The organism is Paenibacillus phytorum, from assembly GCF_013141715.1.
GTDB classification, from domain to species: Bacteria; Bacillota; Bacilli; order Paenibacillales; family NBRC-103111; genus Paenibacillus_E; species Paenibacillus_E phytorum.
In genome coordinates this window covers 36,089-51,512 of the sequence record NZ_WHOA01000116.1, presented here as the reverse complement: position 1 = coordinate 51,512, position 15,424 = coordinate 36,089, and the positions used below count along the sequence as shown (strand labels likewise).

Sequence of the window (15,424 nt, the reverse complement as noted above, 5' to 3'; positions counted from 1 at the left end):
TGCTGCAATTAACTACTGGGAGGTTATGCGTTTATGTTGGGAATTTTGTATACGGTTGTTGCGATTGTTGTTGTCGTTTTCATCTTACTGGCTTCCATTGTGAGAGCGTACAAGAAAGTGCCGCCGAATGAGGCGATGATTGTGTATGGTTTAGGTGGAAAAAGGGTCGTACAAGGCGGAGGGACGTTCGTCATCCCTGGTTTTCAAAGCTTTAAAACGATCTCCATGATGCTCATGAGCTTCGATGTGAAGCCGGATCAACCTATGTTTTCCCAACAGGGGATACGGCTCAAGATTGAGGCGGTGGCTCAAATCAAGATTCAAAGTGATCCAGTTGCGATCGGTACAGCCTCGGAGCAGTTCCTTGACCACACATTGTTAGAGCGGGAAATGATGATTTTGCATTCCGTAGAAGGACATCTTCGTGGGTTGGTTGGACAATTGACCGTGGAAGCCATTCTTAAGAATCCGGATGAGCTGAACAGCAAGATGAGGGAAACGTGCTCTGAGGATTTGGATAAAATGGGGCTGAGCCTCATCTCCTTTGTGCTCAAACGAGTGGCCGACGATCAAGGATACATTGAGAACCTAGGCGTACCGGAAGTGGAGCGTATCCGCAAAAGTGCTAGTATTGCCAGAGCTGAAGTGGAGCGGGATATCCAAATTCGTCAGGCAGATACGGAGAAGGAATCCGCGATTCGTCGAGCGGAAGCCCATCAGTTGAAGATTGAGGCGGAGAGCGCCGCTTCGGCGAAGGAAGCGCAGTACCGCAAAGAGCTCAGCATGAAGGAAGCCGAGTTCAAGCAGGAAACGACGAGCCGACAGGCTGAAGCGGATTTGGCTTATGAATTGAAGCAGAAGCAGATTCAACAGTCGCTCGTGACGGAACAGGTGAAAATCCGACAGATGGAAGCGGAGGCGAACAAGACAGTTCGCCAGATTGAAGTCGAGCTGAAGGAGAAAGAGCTTGAAGCGTCGGTCATTAAGCCGGCTGAAGCGGAGAAGCTAGCGGCCATTATGCGTGCCGAAGTCAATAAGCAGAGGCAAATTCTCGAAGCCGAGGCGGATGCGGAGTCGACGAGAAAACGCGGCGAAGCAACGGCCGAAGCGGAGCTCGCGAAAGGGAAAGCGAATGCGGAAGTCGTCCGCTTAGCGGGGCTTGCGGAGGCTGAAGCGTTGGAGAAGAAGGCGGAGGCTTACAAGCAGTATACGCAGGCGGCAGTTACGGTGGAGATTCTTCGCATACTGCCGGAATTAGCTGAGAAAATTGCGGCTCCGCTGAGCAATGTAGATAAAATTACGGTGATTTCACAAGATGGAACGACGTCAGGCGTGAATCGGATTACAGGCGATATTGCTAAAATGATCGCGCAAGTGCCGGAAATTACTCAGACGCTAACGGGTAAAAGCGTGACAGATCTTGCGCGTGCATTTCTAGGCAAGGATAATGAACTTATTTTGAATAAGGAATCGGAATGACGTGAATGAGTAATGTAAATGAGCAATGTAAATAAGCAAGTCCTCAGCTTCCGGGCTGAGGATTTTTTTTGTTAAAAATGGTTTAGATTTAAAGCGCAAATGGTTGAATTGCTATACAATGAGAAAAACACTAGAATTCAGTGCAATGATCGATAGCTTCTTGGACGAGCTGTAGATTTGAACGAACAGGAACTAGATCTATTGAACAAGACGGCCCTGCTGCATGATATCGGCAAAATTGGTGTGCGCGACGATGTGCTGCTGAAGGAAAGTCGGCTCACCAATGAGGAGTTCGAGCAAATCAAGCTGCATCCCGTGCTCGACGAATCGATTTTGAAGCAAATCGAGCCCGCTGAGGCTATGGCGCCTCTGCTTCCAGGCGTGCGCTCTCATCATGAGCGCTATAATGGCGGCGGGTATCCAGATGGCCTGAAGGGCCTGGATATCCCCGAGTTCGGTCGCATCATTGCGGTAGCCGATGCCTTCGATGCTATGACCTCCGATCGTCCTTATCGGAAAGGGATGCCGATCGAGAAGGCACTGGCTATTCTCGCTGAGGGAAAGGGGACCCAGTGGGATCCCGTTTCGCTCAAAGGTTCATTGATGTTTATAAGGTTTAAAAGGAGATAAAGGTCTCACAGCCGCAGGGATTGCGGGTTGTGAGGCCTTTATTTGTTGTTGGATTGTGGTGAGGAAGTTGAGTTGAAGAAGCTGGCGAGTGAGAGAGAAGGGGGTTTGGCGACTTTAGTGATGTTTTACCTCGCAAAAGTGAGAGTTGACTAGCTAGCTGGTGAGTTAGCGATGTTTTGCAGCGTTAACGTAGCCGATGGGTGGTGGAAAGAGGGCGTCCGGCGACTTTAGTGATGTTTTACATCGTTAAAGTGAGAATTGACTAGCTAGTTGGTGAGTTAGCGATGTTTTGCAGAGTTAACGTAGCTTATGGGTGGTGGAAAGAGGGCGTCCGGCGACTTTAGTGATGTTTTACATCGCTAAAGTGAGAATTGACTAGATAGTTGGTGAGTTAGCGATGTTTTGTAGCGTTAATGTAGCCGATGGGTGGTGGAGAGAGCGTATCCGACGCTTTGTAGTGCTTTACTTCAACATCGTGGGCAGCCTAGCAAAACTTCGCTATAATAGAGAAAAAGTTGCTGGAGGCTTGGTCGTATGGATGAATTGCGCTACCCTATTGGATTGTTTGAACACGAAGGTGAAATTTCACGGGAGCAGTTGCAAGAGTGGATGGCCGACATCGAGTCGACGCCAAGTAGGCTGCGTGACGCGGTTGCTGGGCTGTCTGACGAGCAGCTGGATACGCCCTATCGCCCAGGTGGGTGGACGCTGCGACAAGTCGTGCATCACGTTGCAGACAGCCATATGAACAGCTACACAAGGTTTAAGCTGGCGCTGACAGAAGAAGAGCCGACGATCAGACCTTACTATGAGGATCGCTGGGCTGAGCTTAGCGACGGCAAGTCGGCTCCGGTGGAGTTGTCGCTTACCTTGCTCGATGCATTGCACAGCCGCTGGATGATTGTTCTGCACGATATGCAGCATGAGCAGTTTGCACGTGCATTCGTACATCCAGAGTCAGGGAAGACGATTCGACTGGATTGGAACGTTGGCAATTACGCATGGCATGGTAATCATCATATTGCCCACATCACAAGCTTGCGTGATCGCAGGGGCTGGTAAACAACGAAAACCCGTTAAGTCACAGGACTTAGCGGGTTTTTCCAACTCTACCATTATCCATTTCGTCACTGATGCTCGATTCAGCCTGATCATCATTCAAATACCGGCCTACTTTATCGATCCACTCTTGTACGTAGTGATCGGTTGCCCACTGCGCCATAACGAGTTTCTCGCCCGGCTGGAGGTCCAAGGTTAGTTGTGGATCATTCCCCGGCGCCTGACCGTAAGGGTAGAACTTGAGCTTGCCGTTCTCGAAAATGACGATCATATCATTCATCGGCGATGTTAACGCATCGGTTGCTAACGGCCACGAGGACTGAATAGCGCTCCATGAGCAGCAAAGATCATCGTGATTGATGACTTTATCAGGCAGCTCGCGCGGGAAGTCGTGTAGAACGTAGCTATCAGGTGTCGTTGCACTAATTCGCGGCGTCTCAGCGACCTTGCCGACCCAGCGGCCTGGCTCACGCTGGACGGTCCAGCTTTGGCCTGTAATCTCACCAAGCAATTTGGCAGAGCTGCTCGGTACATTTGTAAGGATGCTGCTACTGCTGCCATATAAATCGGTGATCGAAACATGGTTCTTGTCCACCGGTTTGTTATAGAACTGCACAGTATGCCCTTCTTTTAATTGTGGGAGGGTACGAACCCAGATGCGTTCCGCTTGATAAGGGGCATTACCTCGCCAAGCCTCCTCCGATTCAGCGATGGAAACATATTGATTCCCAGCAAATAACAGGGTCTCCACGCGATTTAACTGTTCGTCCGCTTGATCGGGGAATACTTCTGGTTTCACAGGCTGATCAGCTAGATGAGCAGATAAATAGTGGAACTCATCTGTTTTCGTTTTATGAACCAAGGAATCGATTTTCCAAAAATTTTGCTTATAAGGCATGAGAATTCCAGTGCCCTCGGACGTCTTCTGCAGTTGGCCGCGAACCGGCGCGATAAGCATTGTTCGATAAGTACTATAACGAATGGGTCCTAAAGCATGCTGCGCCTCTGTATTGTTAGATTCACGCTCGGTCCTTAGCCCAATAAGCAGTGCGGTGCTTATTGGGGCAGGGGACGAACTAGTGGACGCCGCAGTCGTAACAGAAGCATCCATTGCAGTAGCTGCGTCACTTTGCGTATGGATTGTACGCCATGGAAAGAGCAGTAACGCTGCAGCTATTGCACCGATTCCGGCGAAACAGAGTAGGGGCTTTACCTTCGGCTTCGCTCGTTCCTTCCGCTCAATGGCTTCCTCGATCTCGCCTTGAAGCTTGGAGGTGAAGCCAGATTGCTTAAGCGGTCCTGATTCCAATTGCTTATGTAAATCATCCGGATCAGGAGTTTTCAAGCGCTTCACGCTCCTTCAAACTGATCACCTTGAGTCTGGCGTGGTGAAGTCGGGATTTAACGGTTCCCTCCGAGATGTTAAGGATGGCAGCCATTTCTTTCGTTGAGAGCTGATAATGGGCATGCAAAATTAAGATTTCTCTGTATTTTGGAGACAGAGATATCACTTTTTTCCATATATCACTAGCATATAATTTCTCCATCGCTTCTGTTTCTGCCGATTGTGTTGTGCCTGCAGATTGAATGAAGCCAACAAGTGTAACTTTGCGCCAAAATGCTTTGCGTAGGTAGTCATATGCGGTATTACGTGTAATGGTAAGGAGCCAGGTTTTGACCGAAGCTTCACCGCGGAATGTAGTAAGATTGCGATATACTTTCAAGAAAGCATCCTGCGTAATGTCATCAGCTAAATCTGAATTACGGCAAATGCTAAACGCATAATTCCATACATCATTTCCATAAGTTTCCATTATATTGCGAAGAATCACTTTCTGATCCGTTGTTTCAGATACATACTTTAAGTAATCAAATACATGGACACCGGTCGTCTCCATTCTCTCACCTCTCTGAATTAGACGTTACAAGTACAAAAAAGTTCGCATTTTAATAAAAAAAAACATGCTTTATAGGATTCGAAAGTGAACTGGCAGATGAGTCGGACTTCTACGTGTAATTTGAAAAATAGCTATAGCTCGAAATCTGGAGGAGATTTACTTCAAGGGAGAGAATCGAAGAGAGATATCTTTCTTTCAGCTGTGGAAATGAATCTACAGGACAACTCTTAAGGCGGTGAGCTCTTGGTTTCTTTTATTCATTCAATACGCTTTAAGTTTCTGATAAGTTTTGTCGCTCTGATCTTGCTGTTTATGATTTCAGCTGGACTATCCTATCGAATGGTACAATCAACTAAGCTCAGTGTAAATGAACAAACGGCCAGTATGACCAACGAAAAGATTGCCTTATCTTTAAAAAGCATGGTAGGCATTCTATACAGTAATCAAGCTGATTTGATCATTAACAACAATAAAGAGATTATTCAGGAATACCAAGAGAATACGAAGACGTTCTTTGAAATGGTAGAAAGTGTAAGCGCATCAGCAGGAACGGATGAAGAGCGCCAGTGGGCGGGGAGTGTTGTCAAGCAAAGCCAACTGTACATCGCGATGTTCGATAAGGTGGTTGCGATCTATAACAATCAAGATAAATACACAGCCCAACAGTTGAAAGCGGAGTATAAGAAAGTAGACGATGAAACCGATGAAGCCAAAAATCAAATTTACGAGTTAACAGATAAGCTTGTACTTACTTATGACAAGAAGTATGCAGAAGCGCAAAGCAATTTAGATAATCACATGTCGCAATTGGTGAAGACTTTGATCATATCTAGCGTAGCTGTTGTTGTGATTGGATTATTTCTAGCTTTTACATTAGAACGGATGATCACAAGGCCTATTACGAGAGCAGTAGGTTTCTTGCGTCGCGTAGCAAATGGCGACCTCACCACACGTCTGGATGGGAAGATGAGTAAGGATGAAACGGGGCAATTAATCGATGCTTGCAATAATATGGTGGGTCAGCTTCGCTCCCTTCTGCATGAAGCCACAGTGAATGCGGACTCGGTTCAACAATCTGGGGGTCAGCTGGGGAACCACACGCGGCTTACCATACAAGCAACAAGTGAAATCGCTCATGCGATCGATGTGGTTGCTGCGGGAAATGCGGCACAGGATCAAGGTGCATCCGAAAGCGCAAGAGCCATGGAAGAGATGGCAGTAGGGATTTCGCGTATGGCGGAATCCTCTTCTACAGTAGCGGCAGCCTCCTTAGATGCTAGGGAAGATGCGAAGCGAGGTCATGCGACCATAGCAGATTCCATTCAGCAAATGAATCGGATTGAGCAATCCGTGGAAACCTCTACACAAATTATTGATCGTGTTGGGCAAAGATCGCAGGAAATCCATCATATTGTGGATGTCATTACAGGCATTGCTTCACAGACGAATCTACTAGCGCTTAACGCATCGATTGAAGCCGCAAGAGCAGGGGAGAATGGGAGGGGCTTTGCTGTCGTGGCTACGGAAGTAAGGAAATTGGCTGAGCAAGCGATCCAATCTACTTCGCAAATCAATGATATTATTAAAGGGATACAAGAAGACGCCTTGGCTTCTGTGACTTCTATGCAGGAGGTGAAGGACGAGGTGAAGCACGGTGTGCAGCTGATTATACAGTCAGGGGACATGTTTGGAGGGATCCTTCAAGCCATCGCCAACATCTCTGAACAGGTGCAGGATCTTTCCTCTGCCACGGAAGAAATGTCCGCTGGATCCCAGGAAGTGTCTGCTTCCATTGCGGAGATGGCTCATCTAGCCAAGCAATCGTCGCAGCAATCTCAAACTATTGTGTCACATACGAAAGAGCAAATGTACGCGATGGAAGCCATTGATAAATCGGTAATTAGTCTTAGCGAAACGGCGGAATCCTTACAAAGTGTAGTTGGACGGTTTAAAGTGTAAGCACCACATGTTTATAGGTTGAAAAAGTAAACTCGTTCACGATGTGTCTTGACAATAGAAGGCCGTAACACGCAATATGAAGAAAGGACACTGGATGAAAGATCAGGTCCTTCGGAGAGGGAGAACACCATGAATTTCGTAGAGCATATAGTGGATCATTTGCGGTCTGGACAAATTAAAAATTATCCGCAGCCGATTGCTCTGAACTTGGGTTTAGTTTATACAGTTAAACTGGAAGACAGGAAGACGAATTTAATTTGGCTGCCTTTCGAATTTACAGGTCTCGCTTACATTGATATGGGGCAACTAGTGAACGTACATCCCTACTATCGAGGCGTTATTATCGAGGAAATCGAACTCTCGCGCGGAACGGATCTGCATAAGCCGCAAACGGAGGAAGCTTTCATTAAAGCTATATTTCAGAAAAGCTGGGAGATGCATCAACTGCTGCAGCAGGAAAAGTATGCGAGTTTGCAGGGGAATGCTCCAGACTTCCTGACCAAAATGTTGTACATAACAGATTGGCTGCGCTATTATAATTCAGTTATAACAGTGGGTGCTGGGAAAAAGATCGGCTAAATGAGCCGTTTTTCGTTGGAAAGTAAGGACTGTGTTTTCTACATGTGTAGAAAGCGCGGTCCTTTTTTGTACCCATCCCTATGGCTATAGTCCCATGGTGGATAGTTCTTGGCACCTTGAATCACTAGGCTTTAAGCCTGTTCTCAAAGCATTGTAGAAGGCTTATCCTAAAGACTGGTGTAAACGATGCCAAAAACTCATGGAGAAGCGGAGAGTAATAAGATGTTACAGCTCAATAAATGGCTTACAATTGCAACGGTATGTTGCGTAATGACAATAGGTGTCGTACAAGGGAAGAGTGAAGCGGCCGGTATGACGGACGTTCGAGGCCATTGGGCGGAGCAGACGATTAGTCAGATGGTGCAGCAGGGGTTGCTTGACGGCTTTCCTGATGGGACTTTTCGACCAGATGATTCTGTGACTGCTGATCAATTTGTGAAAATTGTCTTACTCGCTTTTACTGATAAGTATCCGAATGGCGAACGCAAATGGAAATCGAGCTTCATTCAAACGCTTAGTGCGAGCAACCAAAGTATTTTACAGCAGGATTATCGGGATTTCACATTCAAACCGAACACAGTCGGATATTGGGCAAAACCTTATTTGGATTTGGCTAGTGATCTTCATTTTATAAGCAAAGGTCAGTTCAGTGACTATAAAGCGATGCTAAAACGCGAAGATGTCGCCGAAATTCTGTACTATTTACTCAAGGAAACCGAGTATTTGGAAGACGAAGTGTACAGTCTCAAAGCAGCTTCACAATTCGGTGATCTTCAAAGTGCGACGGCCAGACAGCAGAAATTCATTGGCGAGGCCATGACGAAGGGAATCATGGAAGGCTACCCGAACGGGTACTTCGGCGTTGGACGAACGGTTACCCGAGCTGAAGCGCTGCAAATCATTGCTCGTTTGCAGACGAAGTCGAAGCGCATCAGTGTGAACAGCGGAAGTGAAGCGTTCATTAAAGTCGTGCCTACGAAGGATGGCAGCTACAAGAAGCTGGTATTCCCCGATCAGCGAATGCTGCAAGCCTACGATGTGATGGAGGAAGCGGGCAAGCTGCGAGGTTCGAACTACGACCTTGAAGAAACAACGCTGCGACTATTCCGAGATGCCGAGGCCAAAGGGCTGGCGATGAGCGGTGCGACCGCCGATGTGCGCAACAGCAATGAAGTATCCTTATGGTTAGATCCGCAGTTTATAACCTATGGCGTGACTGTGCACCTAGAAAACGGGACACTAGCCCGCAATACGGAGAGCATCCGGAAGTTCACGGATTTCCTTTTTGGCTATGACGCAGACATCTTCTATCGCCAGTTCACTGACGCTTGTGAACGTGCAGCGGCTAAAGGTGTTCTCGAAACCACAACGAAACAAATCGGCAGCTACTCCGTTGAAACACGGTTAGAAGCGGATGGGAAAACGATCATTTTTTCAATTATTCATTCCTAGATTTACATACAACGTGCGTACAGGCTGTACATACAAGTTGATCGATAAAAACTTTATATCACTGATATCTAGATTACATGTACGTACAAGTGTATAATATGAAATCATATGTACATTTTATCGGAAGGTGTTGATATCAGGTGCTGGAGAACTTGAAGAATGCTGTGTTGGAAGCCAATTTGGATTTGCCGAAATATCGGCTTGTCACATTTACCTGGGGCAATGTTAGCGGGATTGATCGTGAGCGAGGCCTTGTTGTGATTAAGCCTAGTGGCGTACCTTATGAGGAGTTAAGAGCGGAAGACCTCGTTGTCGTTGATCTGGAAGGGAAAATCGTTGAAGGCAAGCTGAAACCTTCCTCGGATACACCGACACATCTTGCGCTATATCGTTCTTTCCCGACCATTGGCGGTATTGTGCACACACATTCAGCTTGGGCTACAAGCTGGGCACAGGCAGGAAGAGGCATTCCGGCACTTGGTACGACACATGCAGATTATTTCTACGGGGGAGTGCCTTGCACACGTCTAATGACAGAGACTGAGATTAATGGAGCCTACGAACTGGAAACCGGAAATGTCATTATCGAGACGTTCAAGGAATTGAAATTGAATCCGGCGATGGTCCCAAGCGTGTTGGTAAATTGCCATGCACCTTTCAGTTGGGGCAAGGATCCTCATAATGCGGTTCATAATGCAGTTGTACTGGAAGAGGTAGCGAAGATTGCCTACCGTACTTACAACTTGAACCCCGCGGTAGAGTTAATGGACCAAACGTTGCTGGATCGGCACTTCCTGAGAAAGCACGGAGCGAACGCTTATTACGGGCAATAAGGATAAACGACTTCGCGTCCTTTGGGGACGTGTGAGGAGGAAGTATACAGCATAAAGAAAAGGGCAGTTGGGCACTATGCCGACTGTCCTTTTTGCTTTGAAAGCGCGGAAACCGAGCTTAAAGTCAGCAGAAACCGAGGTGAGGCTTGCGTTTGCAGGCTGAGAAGTCGATTTCCGAGCTTACAGCAACGGTGGAATCCGACTAGCCTTTTTTTTGCGTTTGGGTAGCAAGGTTATCTTTTGGTATGATAAGCAGGTAGGAATGATTTGGGGAAGAGGGATGATGAGAGATGTTTGCGAAATCAAGTTATGAGGGAACAAGAGAACATAATTATGCCTTGCTGATTCAGCAAGTTGAAGCTTTGATACATGATGAACCGAATCGCATTGCGAATTTGGCTAACGCCGCTGCGCTGCTGGGGCAGTTTCTGAGTGATGTGAATTGGGTAGGTTTTTATTTATTAGATGAGACAAGTGAGAAGAAGGAGCTCGTACTGGGGCCGTTCCAAGGACTTCCGGCTTGTGTACGGATTCCACTGGGTAAAGGTGTTTGCGGTACATCGGCTGAACGTCGGGAAACGGTACTTGTTCCAGATGTGCATGCATTTCCAGGTCACATTGCCTGCGATGCGGCATCACAATCGGAGATCGTGGTACCGATCGTTGTAGGAAACGAGCTTATCGGGGTGCTGGATATTGATAGTCCTATCAAAAGCCGATTTGATGACATCGATCAGATGTACTTGGAACAATTTGTACAGAAGCTTGCAGCTGCTATGTAATCTCATAGGTGGCAGAGAAAATATCTGCCATATCTTCATCGGAACAGAAGCTGCAGCTGGCCAGCATGTTGTTATGTTTTAAACGAGCACCTAATAAGATCAGATGACTGGTAAGCTGCTGTTCCATAATTGGATCTGCGATGCTGAATTCAATCCCGTATTCATAGAGGGATGGCTTCAGCATCGTTTTTCGTGTGAGGACACCTAATACTTTGATCTCTTGATGAAAAAGATGAAAAGTGAATTCCAGCAGCAAATTCATATCGATAGGAAGATTCAATGGTGTGTGAATGCGTATACCGCCTGAACTAATATCTCTTATCATAATTTTAGAATGTTTGGTGTCAGCTGCCTTGTTTTTGATACCAATGATTTTGAACAAGGCTGATAAAGGAATTTGAAGGTTGAGTCGGAAGCTGGAGCGCTTATTTGCTTGTGACATACTTACTGCTCCTCATGGTTGATAGGCCTATTATACTATATTGATGATTAATTTGAACTACCTTTCACTTGATGAATTTGAAAATAAAGCTGCCTAATCGTGTGCAGAGAGCTTGCGAATGAACGATTTCAGGCCTTCTTCTCCATTAATAAAAAGCCTTTTGAGCAGATAAGGGGACTGCTGGTTTGTCGCATTGCCTTGCTCTATCGTAAAAGCATAACGAAATCCATGATCCTTAAGAAGCTTCAACGTCGTTTTGTTATATTCGCCATAAGGGTAGCAATATACATCGGCTTTGGTTCCGAGCTTTTCCTCGATTTGTTTTCTGGCTTCTAAGATTTCGAAGGCTTGTTGATCCGCGGATAGCTGGGGTAGATGAGGGTGTGTCATCCCATGAGGTTGAATGTCCCAGCCAGCTTCTTGCAGTTTCTTGATCTGTTCCCAGTTCAGGTAACCTTCCTGATCGCTCATACCAGGTGATATGAAGAGGGTAGCCGGGAAGGAATATTTGGCAAGAAGAGGCATTGCTTGCTCATAATTATCGATGTATCCGTCGTCAAAAGTTAGCAGAACTGGTTTCTCTGGAGCCGCCTCGACGTCTTTTCCTTCGATAAGGCTAATAAAAGTAGTGAGAGAGACCGGGGTGTAACCATGGTCGTGAAGATACATCAGCTGCTCTTCCAGCTTGGCTGGGGAAATAACGACAACATTCCCTGGATCAATCGTGACACTGTGGTAGTTGAGAACGGGTATGCTGATTTTGGACGGCAGAGGTGTTGGTCTTGTTGAAGACTGAACTGCCCCTTTAACTGCCAAAGCAGAAGGGGAAGCGGGAATGGGGACGTAAGTATTCAAAGTAACCGTTGAGGCCGCAGGCAATTTGGGTTCCTCTTGAAGCGGAGGTTCTGGCATTATTTCTAAGCTTGGAGCGGGCTTGTCCAGGGCAAAAGTATAGTCCTCGACCGGAGCTTGGGATGGAGTTTCGACGATCTGAGCATCGACCTGATGAGGGATCAATGCCGGAGTTGGTGAGGATCCAACTAATTGGTACCCCGAGGAGTCTAGGCTGATGGATACGAGTAGGAGAAGTATAGTAAATAGACCTGCTAGCACCGAATAAAAAAGGATTCTCTTTCTTTGGTAGTTCATAGGCACACCAACCAATCTAGAGGAATAATCTATTACTCTATTTGTAAGCAAAGGTTGGGAGAAATATACCTATTTTAGCCAGTTAGAGAGATTCCCTCACAAGGATAAACGACTCCGTCGTCCTTCTCGGACGAGCGCGTTTGTCAAGGTAGATGCGAAGCAAAAGTATAAAACTTATACTTTCTTATCTACTATAAAAAACTGCTATCCAAACTGTCTCCAGTTCGAATAGCAGTATTTGGCGCGTGCGTTAAACCGCGTTGCTGATGATGGCAGCAAGAAGCTTGCGCATCGATCGAGTTCCGACTTTATCCATAATTTTATCAATATGGACTTTAACTGTTTTTTCGCTAATGTTGCAGTGATCAGCTATTTCTTTGTTACTGTAACCGTGGAGCGCGATAAGACCTATAATTTCGGATTCTCGGTTCGTAAGTAAATGTATGGCTGCAAATTGGGTTATGACGGATTGCACACTCTTATGATGAAGGTTCTTTACCGGATTCTCTTGCACATGCTGCATGCTTGAACGACCTCAATATCTTAATTAATGTATGGCGTACAGTTCATTGTACCAGAGTTATCCCCTCTAGGATTCATATGAGATTGTCTAATTATAAAATTTTTTGCTTTAATCTTTACTTTGGATAACAAGTAATAAGCCTGTTTGGAGTTCGATGAGGCCTTCCGATTCCTTAAGTACATTACTAATTCCAAGGGACTGTCCAATCTGAAGAGTCGCTTGCTGAAGCGGATATTGGAAACCATGCAGCGTAATGCCGGTTACTTCCAAACTAAGCGGCAGCAGCGATATATGTGTATAGCTCCCTCGTAATATACGAGTGGATTGGTTAATGACAATGATTTGGTTGTTGGCATCCACAATGGAACAGGAAACGCCTTGCTCTGTGCCTTTGCGCAGCAGATGAACATTGGCTAACGAATGATCAAAGCGTGTGCCTAGCGCGCCAAGGAGGACGATATGATCAGGCTGCTGATCCAGTGCCCAGTTAAAGGCCATTTCGGTGTCGGTTAAATCCTTGAAGACCGGATCGCAATCGATGAAAGTGAGACTGGAAGAGCGAATACGGCTCAACTCTTCGTCTGTGACAGAATCGAAATCACCGAGTGAAATATGCGGCGTATAGCCATGTTGAATCAGATATAGGGCACCACGGTCTGATCCTACGAGAACGTCATCTTCATGAATGTCTCCAAGTGCCCAATCTCCGAGTGTCCCTCCAGTTACAATGATAATTCGTTTTCCGTTCATGCTTGTTCCCCCAACGCTTGATATATCATCCCCTTAGTATATCATACGCAGGCAAAAACCGGGCTGCAATTCATCGCAGCCCGGTTCTATGATTAGGTTCTCGCGTCCACACGCTTGCGCATAGGGTTAAGCTCAGACTGGTCATGATCAATCACGGCTTCATCGGCGAAGCCCTTCATTTCCCAAGTCGTTCGTCCCAAAACAAGATCGGCGGGAAACTCGTCACCGCGCTTGAGCGTAACCTCTCGTCCTGCTTCATTGGCATAAATACCGTCCGTCTCAACCGTGTCGCCAGTCATGGGATCCATCGATTTGTCATTAGACATGCTGTATTCCTCCTTTCCTGTTGCTTATTCATACCATTTCCAATGATGGAGGAAATTATGAGCGGAATCATGTAGAATGAGAAGGTTGTCACAGACTAGAAGGCAGAAAGGGAATGAATCAACATGGCTTTATGGGGGACGATTGTGAATGCAATCGCCATTATTATTGGGGGATTATTAGGAATGATGCTGCCCCGCATCTCGGAAGGCATAAAAAGCACAGTTATGCAGGGCCTTGGGCTCGCCATTACTGTGCTGGGCATTACTATGGCATTAAAGTCGAATCAAATCGTACTAGTTATTATGAGCGTAGTTATTGGAGGTATCATTGGAGAACTGCTGCGAATCGAGTACAGGCTAGAGCAGCTTGGTGACTGGTTGCAGGCGCAACTTCGCAAAGGCTCTTCTGCTCATCCTACAAGCAGTATCTCGCAAGGCTTCGTGACATGTACTTTGGTTTATTGCATTGGAGCTATGGCTATTCTGGGTCCATTGGATGGCGGCCTTAGGCATAATCATGATATTTTATATACCAAATCATTGCTGGACGGGTTCTTATCCATTATCTTCGCGTCTACTCTTGGGATAGGTGTGATTTTCTCGGCGGTGTCCGTGTTCGTGATGCAAGGGGTCATCGCTCTGGCAGCGACGTTTATAGCCATGGCATTCAGCCAGGCGTCTCTAGATGCTATGATCGTCCAAATTACAGCCGTGGGTGGCGTCCTGGTGATTGGCGTTGGCCTCAACATTCTCAAAATTAAAAAAATGAATGTAGCCAACATGCTTCCGGCACTTGTCATAGCGGCGGCAGCGGTTCCTCTGCAGCATTATGTTACCGTATGGTTTAGCCGACTGTTCTAAACAGCCGAACCGTTAAATTTGTATCCGACACCACGAACCGTAATAATGTAGCGAGGCTCTGCTGGGTTAGATTCAATTTTCTTACGCAGATTACTAATATGTACAATGAGTGTTCGTGGATCGCCCATGCTATCCAGGCTCCATATAAGTTCAAACAGATGCTCGATTTTGTATACTCGATTAGGGGTCTTAGCCATTAAGGAAAGCAAATCGAATTCTTTGGCCGATAACGATATGGTCTGTCCATTCACGCGAACGATATGGCTAACCAGATCGATTTCGAGGCCAGGGAATTTCACCAACTGAGGATCATCCTGATGCTGCTCTCGAATGGAATTTCGACGTAAATGAGCTTTAACTCTAGCGACGAGCTGACTAGGGCTGAAAGGCTTCGTCATATAATCATCGCCACCCATGCTTAATCCGAGAATAATATCAATATCCTCGCTCTTGCAGGAGATGAACAGGATCGGCGTATTGCTCGTTTTGCGAAGCTGTCGGCAAACTTCTATACCATCAAGTCCTGGCAATAGAATGTCCAGAATAATAAGATCGGGCTTATGTTCCTTCACGATCTCAAATACATCGTGACCGTTATTGGCGCTGATGACTTTATAGCCTTCCCGCGCTAGGTAGAGTTGAATCAATTGGACAATTTCTTGCTCGTCATCTACGACTAAAATAGTTTCTCCTGCCATACTA

The 15,424-nt window shown here is 46.4% G+C and carries 16 protein-coding genes and 1 pseudogene; 9 read left to right on the top strand and 8 right to left on the bottom strand.

The genetic code is table 11. The features are described 5' to 3' along the window. Nucleotides 1–33: 33 nt before the first annotated feature. The 3 genes and pseudogenes from GC098_RS17515 (at nt 34) to GC098_RS17505 (ending at nt 3,171) form a co-directional block, all read left to right on the top strand. Nucleotides 34–1,479 (top strand): flotillin family protein, encoded by a 1,446-nt coding sequence (locus GC098_RS17515; RefSeq protein ID WP_171644409.1) that lies wholly within the window; start codon nt 34–36, stop codon nt 1,477–1,479. Nucleotides 1,480–1,635: 156 nt separating this feature from the next. Next, nucleotides 1,636–2,109, top strand: a pseudogene (locus GC098_RS17510) (HD-GYP domain-containing protein); the annotation flags it as partial. Between the two features lie 534 nt (nt 2,110–2,643). Further along, nucleotides 2,644–3,171 (top strand): YfiT family bacillithiol transferase, encoded by a 528-nt coding sequence (locus GC098_RS17505; RefSeq protein WP_171644407.1) that lies wholly within the window; start codon nt 2,644–2,646, stop codon nt 3,169–3,171. 28 nt (nt 3,172–3,199) lie between these two features. Here the strand turns inward: GC098_RS17505 and GC098_RS17500 are convergent, their stop codons facing one another. Then, on the bottom strand, nt 3,200–4,513 hold the full coding sequence (locus tag GC098_RS17500) for a hypothetical protein (RefSeq protein WP_171644406.1): 1,314 nt from the start codon (nt 4,511–4,513) through the stop codon (nt 3,200–3,202). Continuing rightward, nucleotides 4,500–5,066: an RNA polymerase sigma factor gene (locus tag GC098_RS17495; RefSeq protein WP_171644405.1), complete on the bottom strand. Its 567-nt coding sequence runs from the start codon at nt 5,064–5,066 to the stop codon at nt 4,500–4,502. Before GC098_RS17495 ends, GC098_RS17500 begins: the two co-directional genes overlap by 14 nt. A gap of 243 nt (nt 5,067–5,309) precedes the next feature. Between GC098_RS17495 and GC098_RS17490 the strand changes: the two genes are divergently transcribed. The 5 genes from GC098_RS17490 (at nt 5,310) to msrC (ending at nt 10,671) form a co-directional block, all read left to right on the top strand. Beyond that, a complete protein-coding gene (locus GC098_RS17490; protein WP_216625312.1) occupies nt 5,310–7,025 on the top strand; it encodes a methyl-accepting chemotaxis protein in 1,716 nt (571 codons plus the stop codon). Between the two features lie 129 nt (nt 7,026–7,154). Next, nucleotides 7,155–7,604, top strand: a complete 450-nt coding sequence (locus GC098_RS17485; protein ID WP_171644403.1) for a hypothetical protein — start codon at nt 7,155–7,157, stop codon at nt 7,602–7,604. 186 nt (nt 7,605–7,790) lie between these two features. Next, nucleotides 7,791–9,056 carry an S-layer homology domain-containing protein gene (locus GC098_RS17480; RefSeq protein ID WP_171644402.1) on the top strand — a complete coding sequence of 422 codons (1,266 nt, stop codon included), beginning with the start codon at nt 7,791–7,793 and terminating at the stop codon, nt 9,054–9,056. 140 nt (nt 9,057–9,196) lie between these two features. Further along, the gene (gene araD / locus GC098_RS17475; RefSeq protein ID WP_312880179.1) at nt 9,197–9,889 is read left to right on the top strand and encodes an L-ribulose-5-phosphate 4-epimerase; all 693 of its coding nucleotides are present in this window, start codon (nt 9,197–9,199) and stop codon (nt 9,887–9,889) included. Nucleotides 9,890–10,179: 290 nt separating this feature from the next. After that, a complete protein-coding gene (msrC, locus tag GC098_RS17470; protein WP_171644401.1) occupies nt 10,180–10,671 on the top strand; it encodes a free L-methionine (R)-S-oxide reductase MsrC in 492 nt (163 codons plus the stop codon). Here the strand turns inward: msrC and GC098_RS17465 are convergent. The 5 genes from GC098_RS17465 to GC098_RS17445 form a co-directional block, all read right to left on the bottom strand. Continuing rightward, a complete protein-coding gene (locus GC098_RS17465) occupies nt 10,664–11,113 on the bottom strand; it encodes a PilZ domain-containing protein (RefSeq protein WP_171644400.1) in 450 nt (149 codons plus the stop codon). The two genes, msrC and GC098_RS17465, sit on opposite strands and share 8 nt — an antisense overlap. Nucleotides 11,114–11,206: 93 nt before the next feature. Then, a complete protein-coding gene (locus tag GC098_RS17460) occupies nt 11,207–12,262 on the bottom strand; it encodes a polysaccharide deacetylase family protein (RefSeq protein WP_246358671.1) in 1,056 nt (351 codons plus the stop codon). Nucleotides 12,263–12,512: 250 nt separating this feature from the next. Next, nucleotides 12,513–12,785: a response regulator transcription factor gene (locus GC098_RS17455; protein WP_171644399.1), complete on the bottom strand. Its 273-nt coding sequence runs from the start codon at nt 12,783–12,785 to the stop codon at nt 12,513–12,515. A gap of 108 nt (nt 12,786–12,893) precedes the next feature. Beyond that, complete coding sequence (locus GC098_RS17450; protein WP_171644398.1) at nt 12,894–13,535, bottom strand: thiamine diphosphokinase; 642 nt, start codon at nt 13,533–13,535, stop codon at nt 12,894–12,896. Between the two features lie 92 nt (nt 13,536–13,627). Next, complete coding sequence (locus tag GC098_RS17445; protein ID WP_057303652.1) at nt 13,628–13,861, bottom strand: hypothetical protein; 234 nt, start codon at nt 13,859–13,861, stop codon at nt 13,628–13,630. A 123-nt stretch (nt 13,862–13,984) separates the two neighbouring features. Between GC098_RS17445 and GC098_RS17440 the strand changes: the two genes are divergently transcribed. After that, nucleotides 13,985–14,722: a DUF554 domain-containing protein gene (locus GC098_RS17440; protein WP_171644397.1), complete on the top strand. Its 738-nt coding sequence runs from the start codon at nt 13,985–13,987 to the stop codon at nt 14,720–14,722. Here GC098_RS17440 and GC098_RS17435 read toward each other — a convergent pair. Beyond that, entirely contained in the window at nt 14,719–15,420 is a 702-nt protein-coding gene (locus GC098_RS17435) for a response regulator (protein ID WP_056833708.1), read from the bottom strand. The genes GC098_RS17440 and GC098_RS17435 overlap by 4 nt on opposite strands. Nucleotides 15,421–15,424: the final 4 nt, after the last annotated feature.

What these genes read in the sequence shown, in the direction of transcription:
- GC098_RS17435 (WP_056833708.1), bottom strand. Translation starts at nt 15,420, where the DNA reads ATGGCAGGAGAAACTATTTTAGTCGTAGATGACGAGCAAGAAATTGTC.
- GC098_RS17485 (WP_171644403.1), top strand. Translation starts at nt 7,155, where the DNA reads ATGAATTTCGTAGAGCATATAGTGGATCATTTGCGGTCTGGACAAATT.
- msrC (WP_171644401.1), top strand. Translation starts at nt 10,180, where the DNA reads ATGTTTGCGAAATCAAGTTATGAGGGAACAAGAGAACATAATTATGCC.
- GC098_RS17515 (WP_171644409.1), top strand. Translation starts at nt 34, where the DNA reads ATGTTGGGAATTTTGTATACGGTTGTTGCGATTGTTGTTGTCGTTTTC.
- GC098_RS17445 (WP_057303652.1), bottom strand. Translation starts at nt 13,861, where the DNA reads ATGTCTAATGACAAATCGATGGATCCCATGACTGGCGACACGGTTGAG.
- GC098_RS17450 (WP_171644398.1), bottom strand. Translation starts at nt 13,535, where the DNA reads ATGAACGGAAAACGAATTATCATTGTAACTGGAGGGACACTCGGAGAT.
- GC098_RS17505 (WP_171644407.1), top strand. Translation starts at nt 2,644, where the DNA reads ATGGATGAATTGCGCTACCCTATTGGATTGTTTGAACACGAAGGTGAA.
- GC098_RS17455 (WP_171644399.1), bottom strand. Translation starts at nt 12,785, where the DNA reads ATGCAGCATGTGCAAGAGAATCCGGTAAAGAACCTTCATCATAAGAGT.
- GC098_RS17480 (WP_171644402.1), top strand. Translation starts at nt 7,791, where the DNA reads ATGCCAAAAACTCATGGAGAAGCGGAGAGTAATAAGATGTTACAGCTC.
- GC098_RS17495 (WP_171644405.1), bottom strand. Translation starts at nt 5,066, where the DNA reads ATGGAGACGACCGGTGTCCATGTATTTGATTACTTAAAGTATGTATCT.
- GC098_RS17440 (WP_171644397.1), top strand. Translation starts at nt 13,985, where the DNA reads ATGGCTTTATGGGGGACGATTGTGAATGCAATCGCCATTATTATTGGG.
- GC098_RS17460 (WP_246358671.1), bottom strand. Translation starts at nt 12,262, where the DNA reads ATGAACTACCAAAGAAAGAGAATCCTTTTTTATTCGGTGCTAGCAGGT.
- GC098_RS17465 (WP_171644400.1), bottom strand. Translation starts at nt 11,113, where the DNA reads ATGTCACAAGCAAATAAGCGCTCCAGCTTCCGACTCAACCTTCAAATT.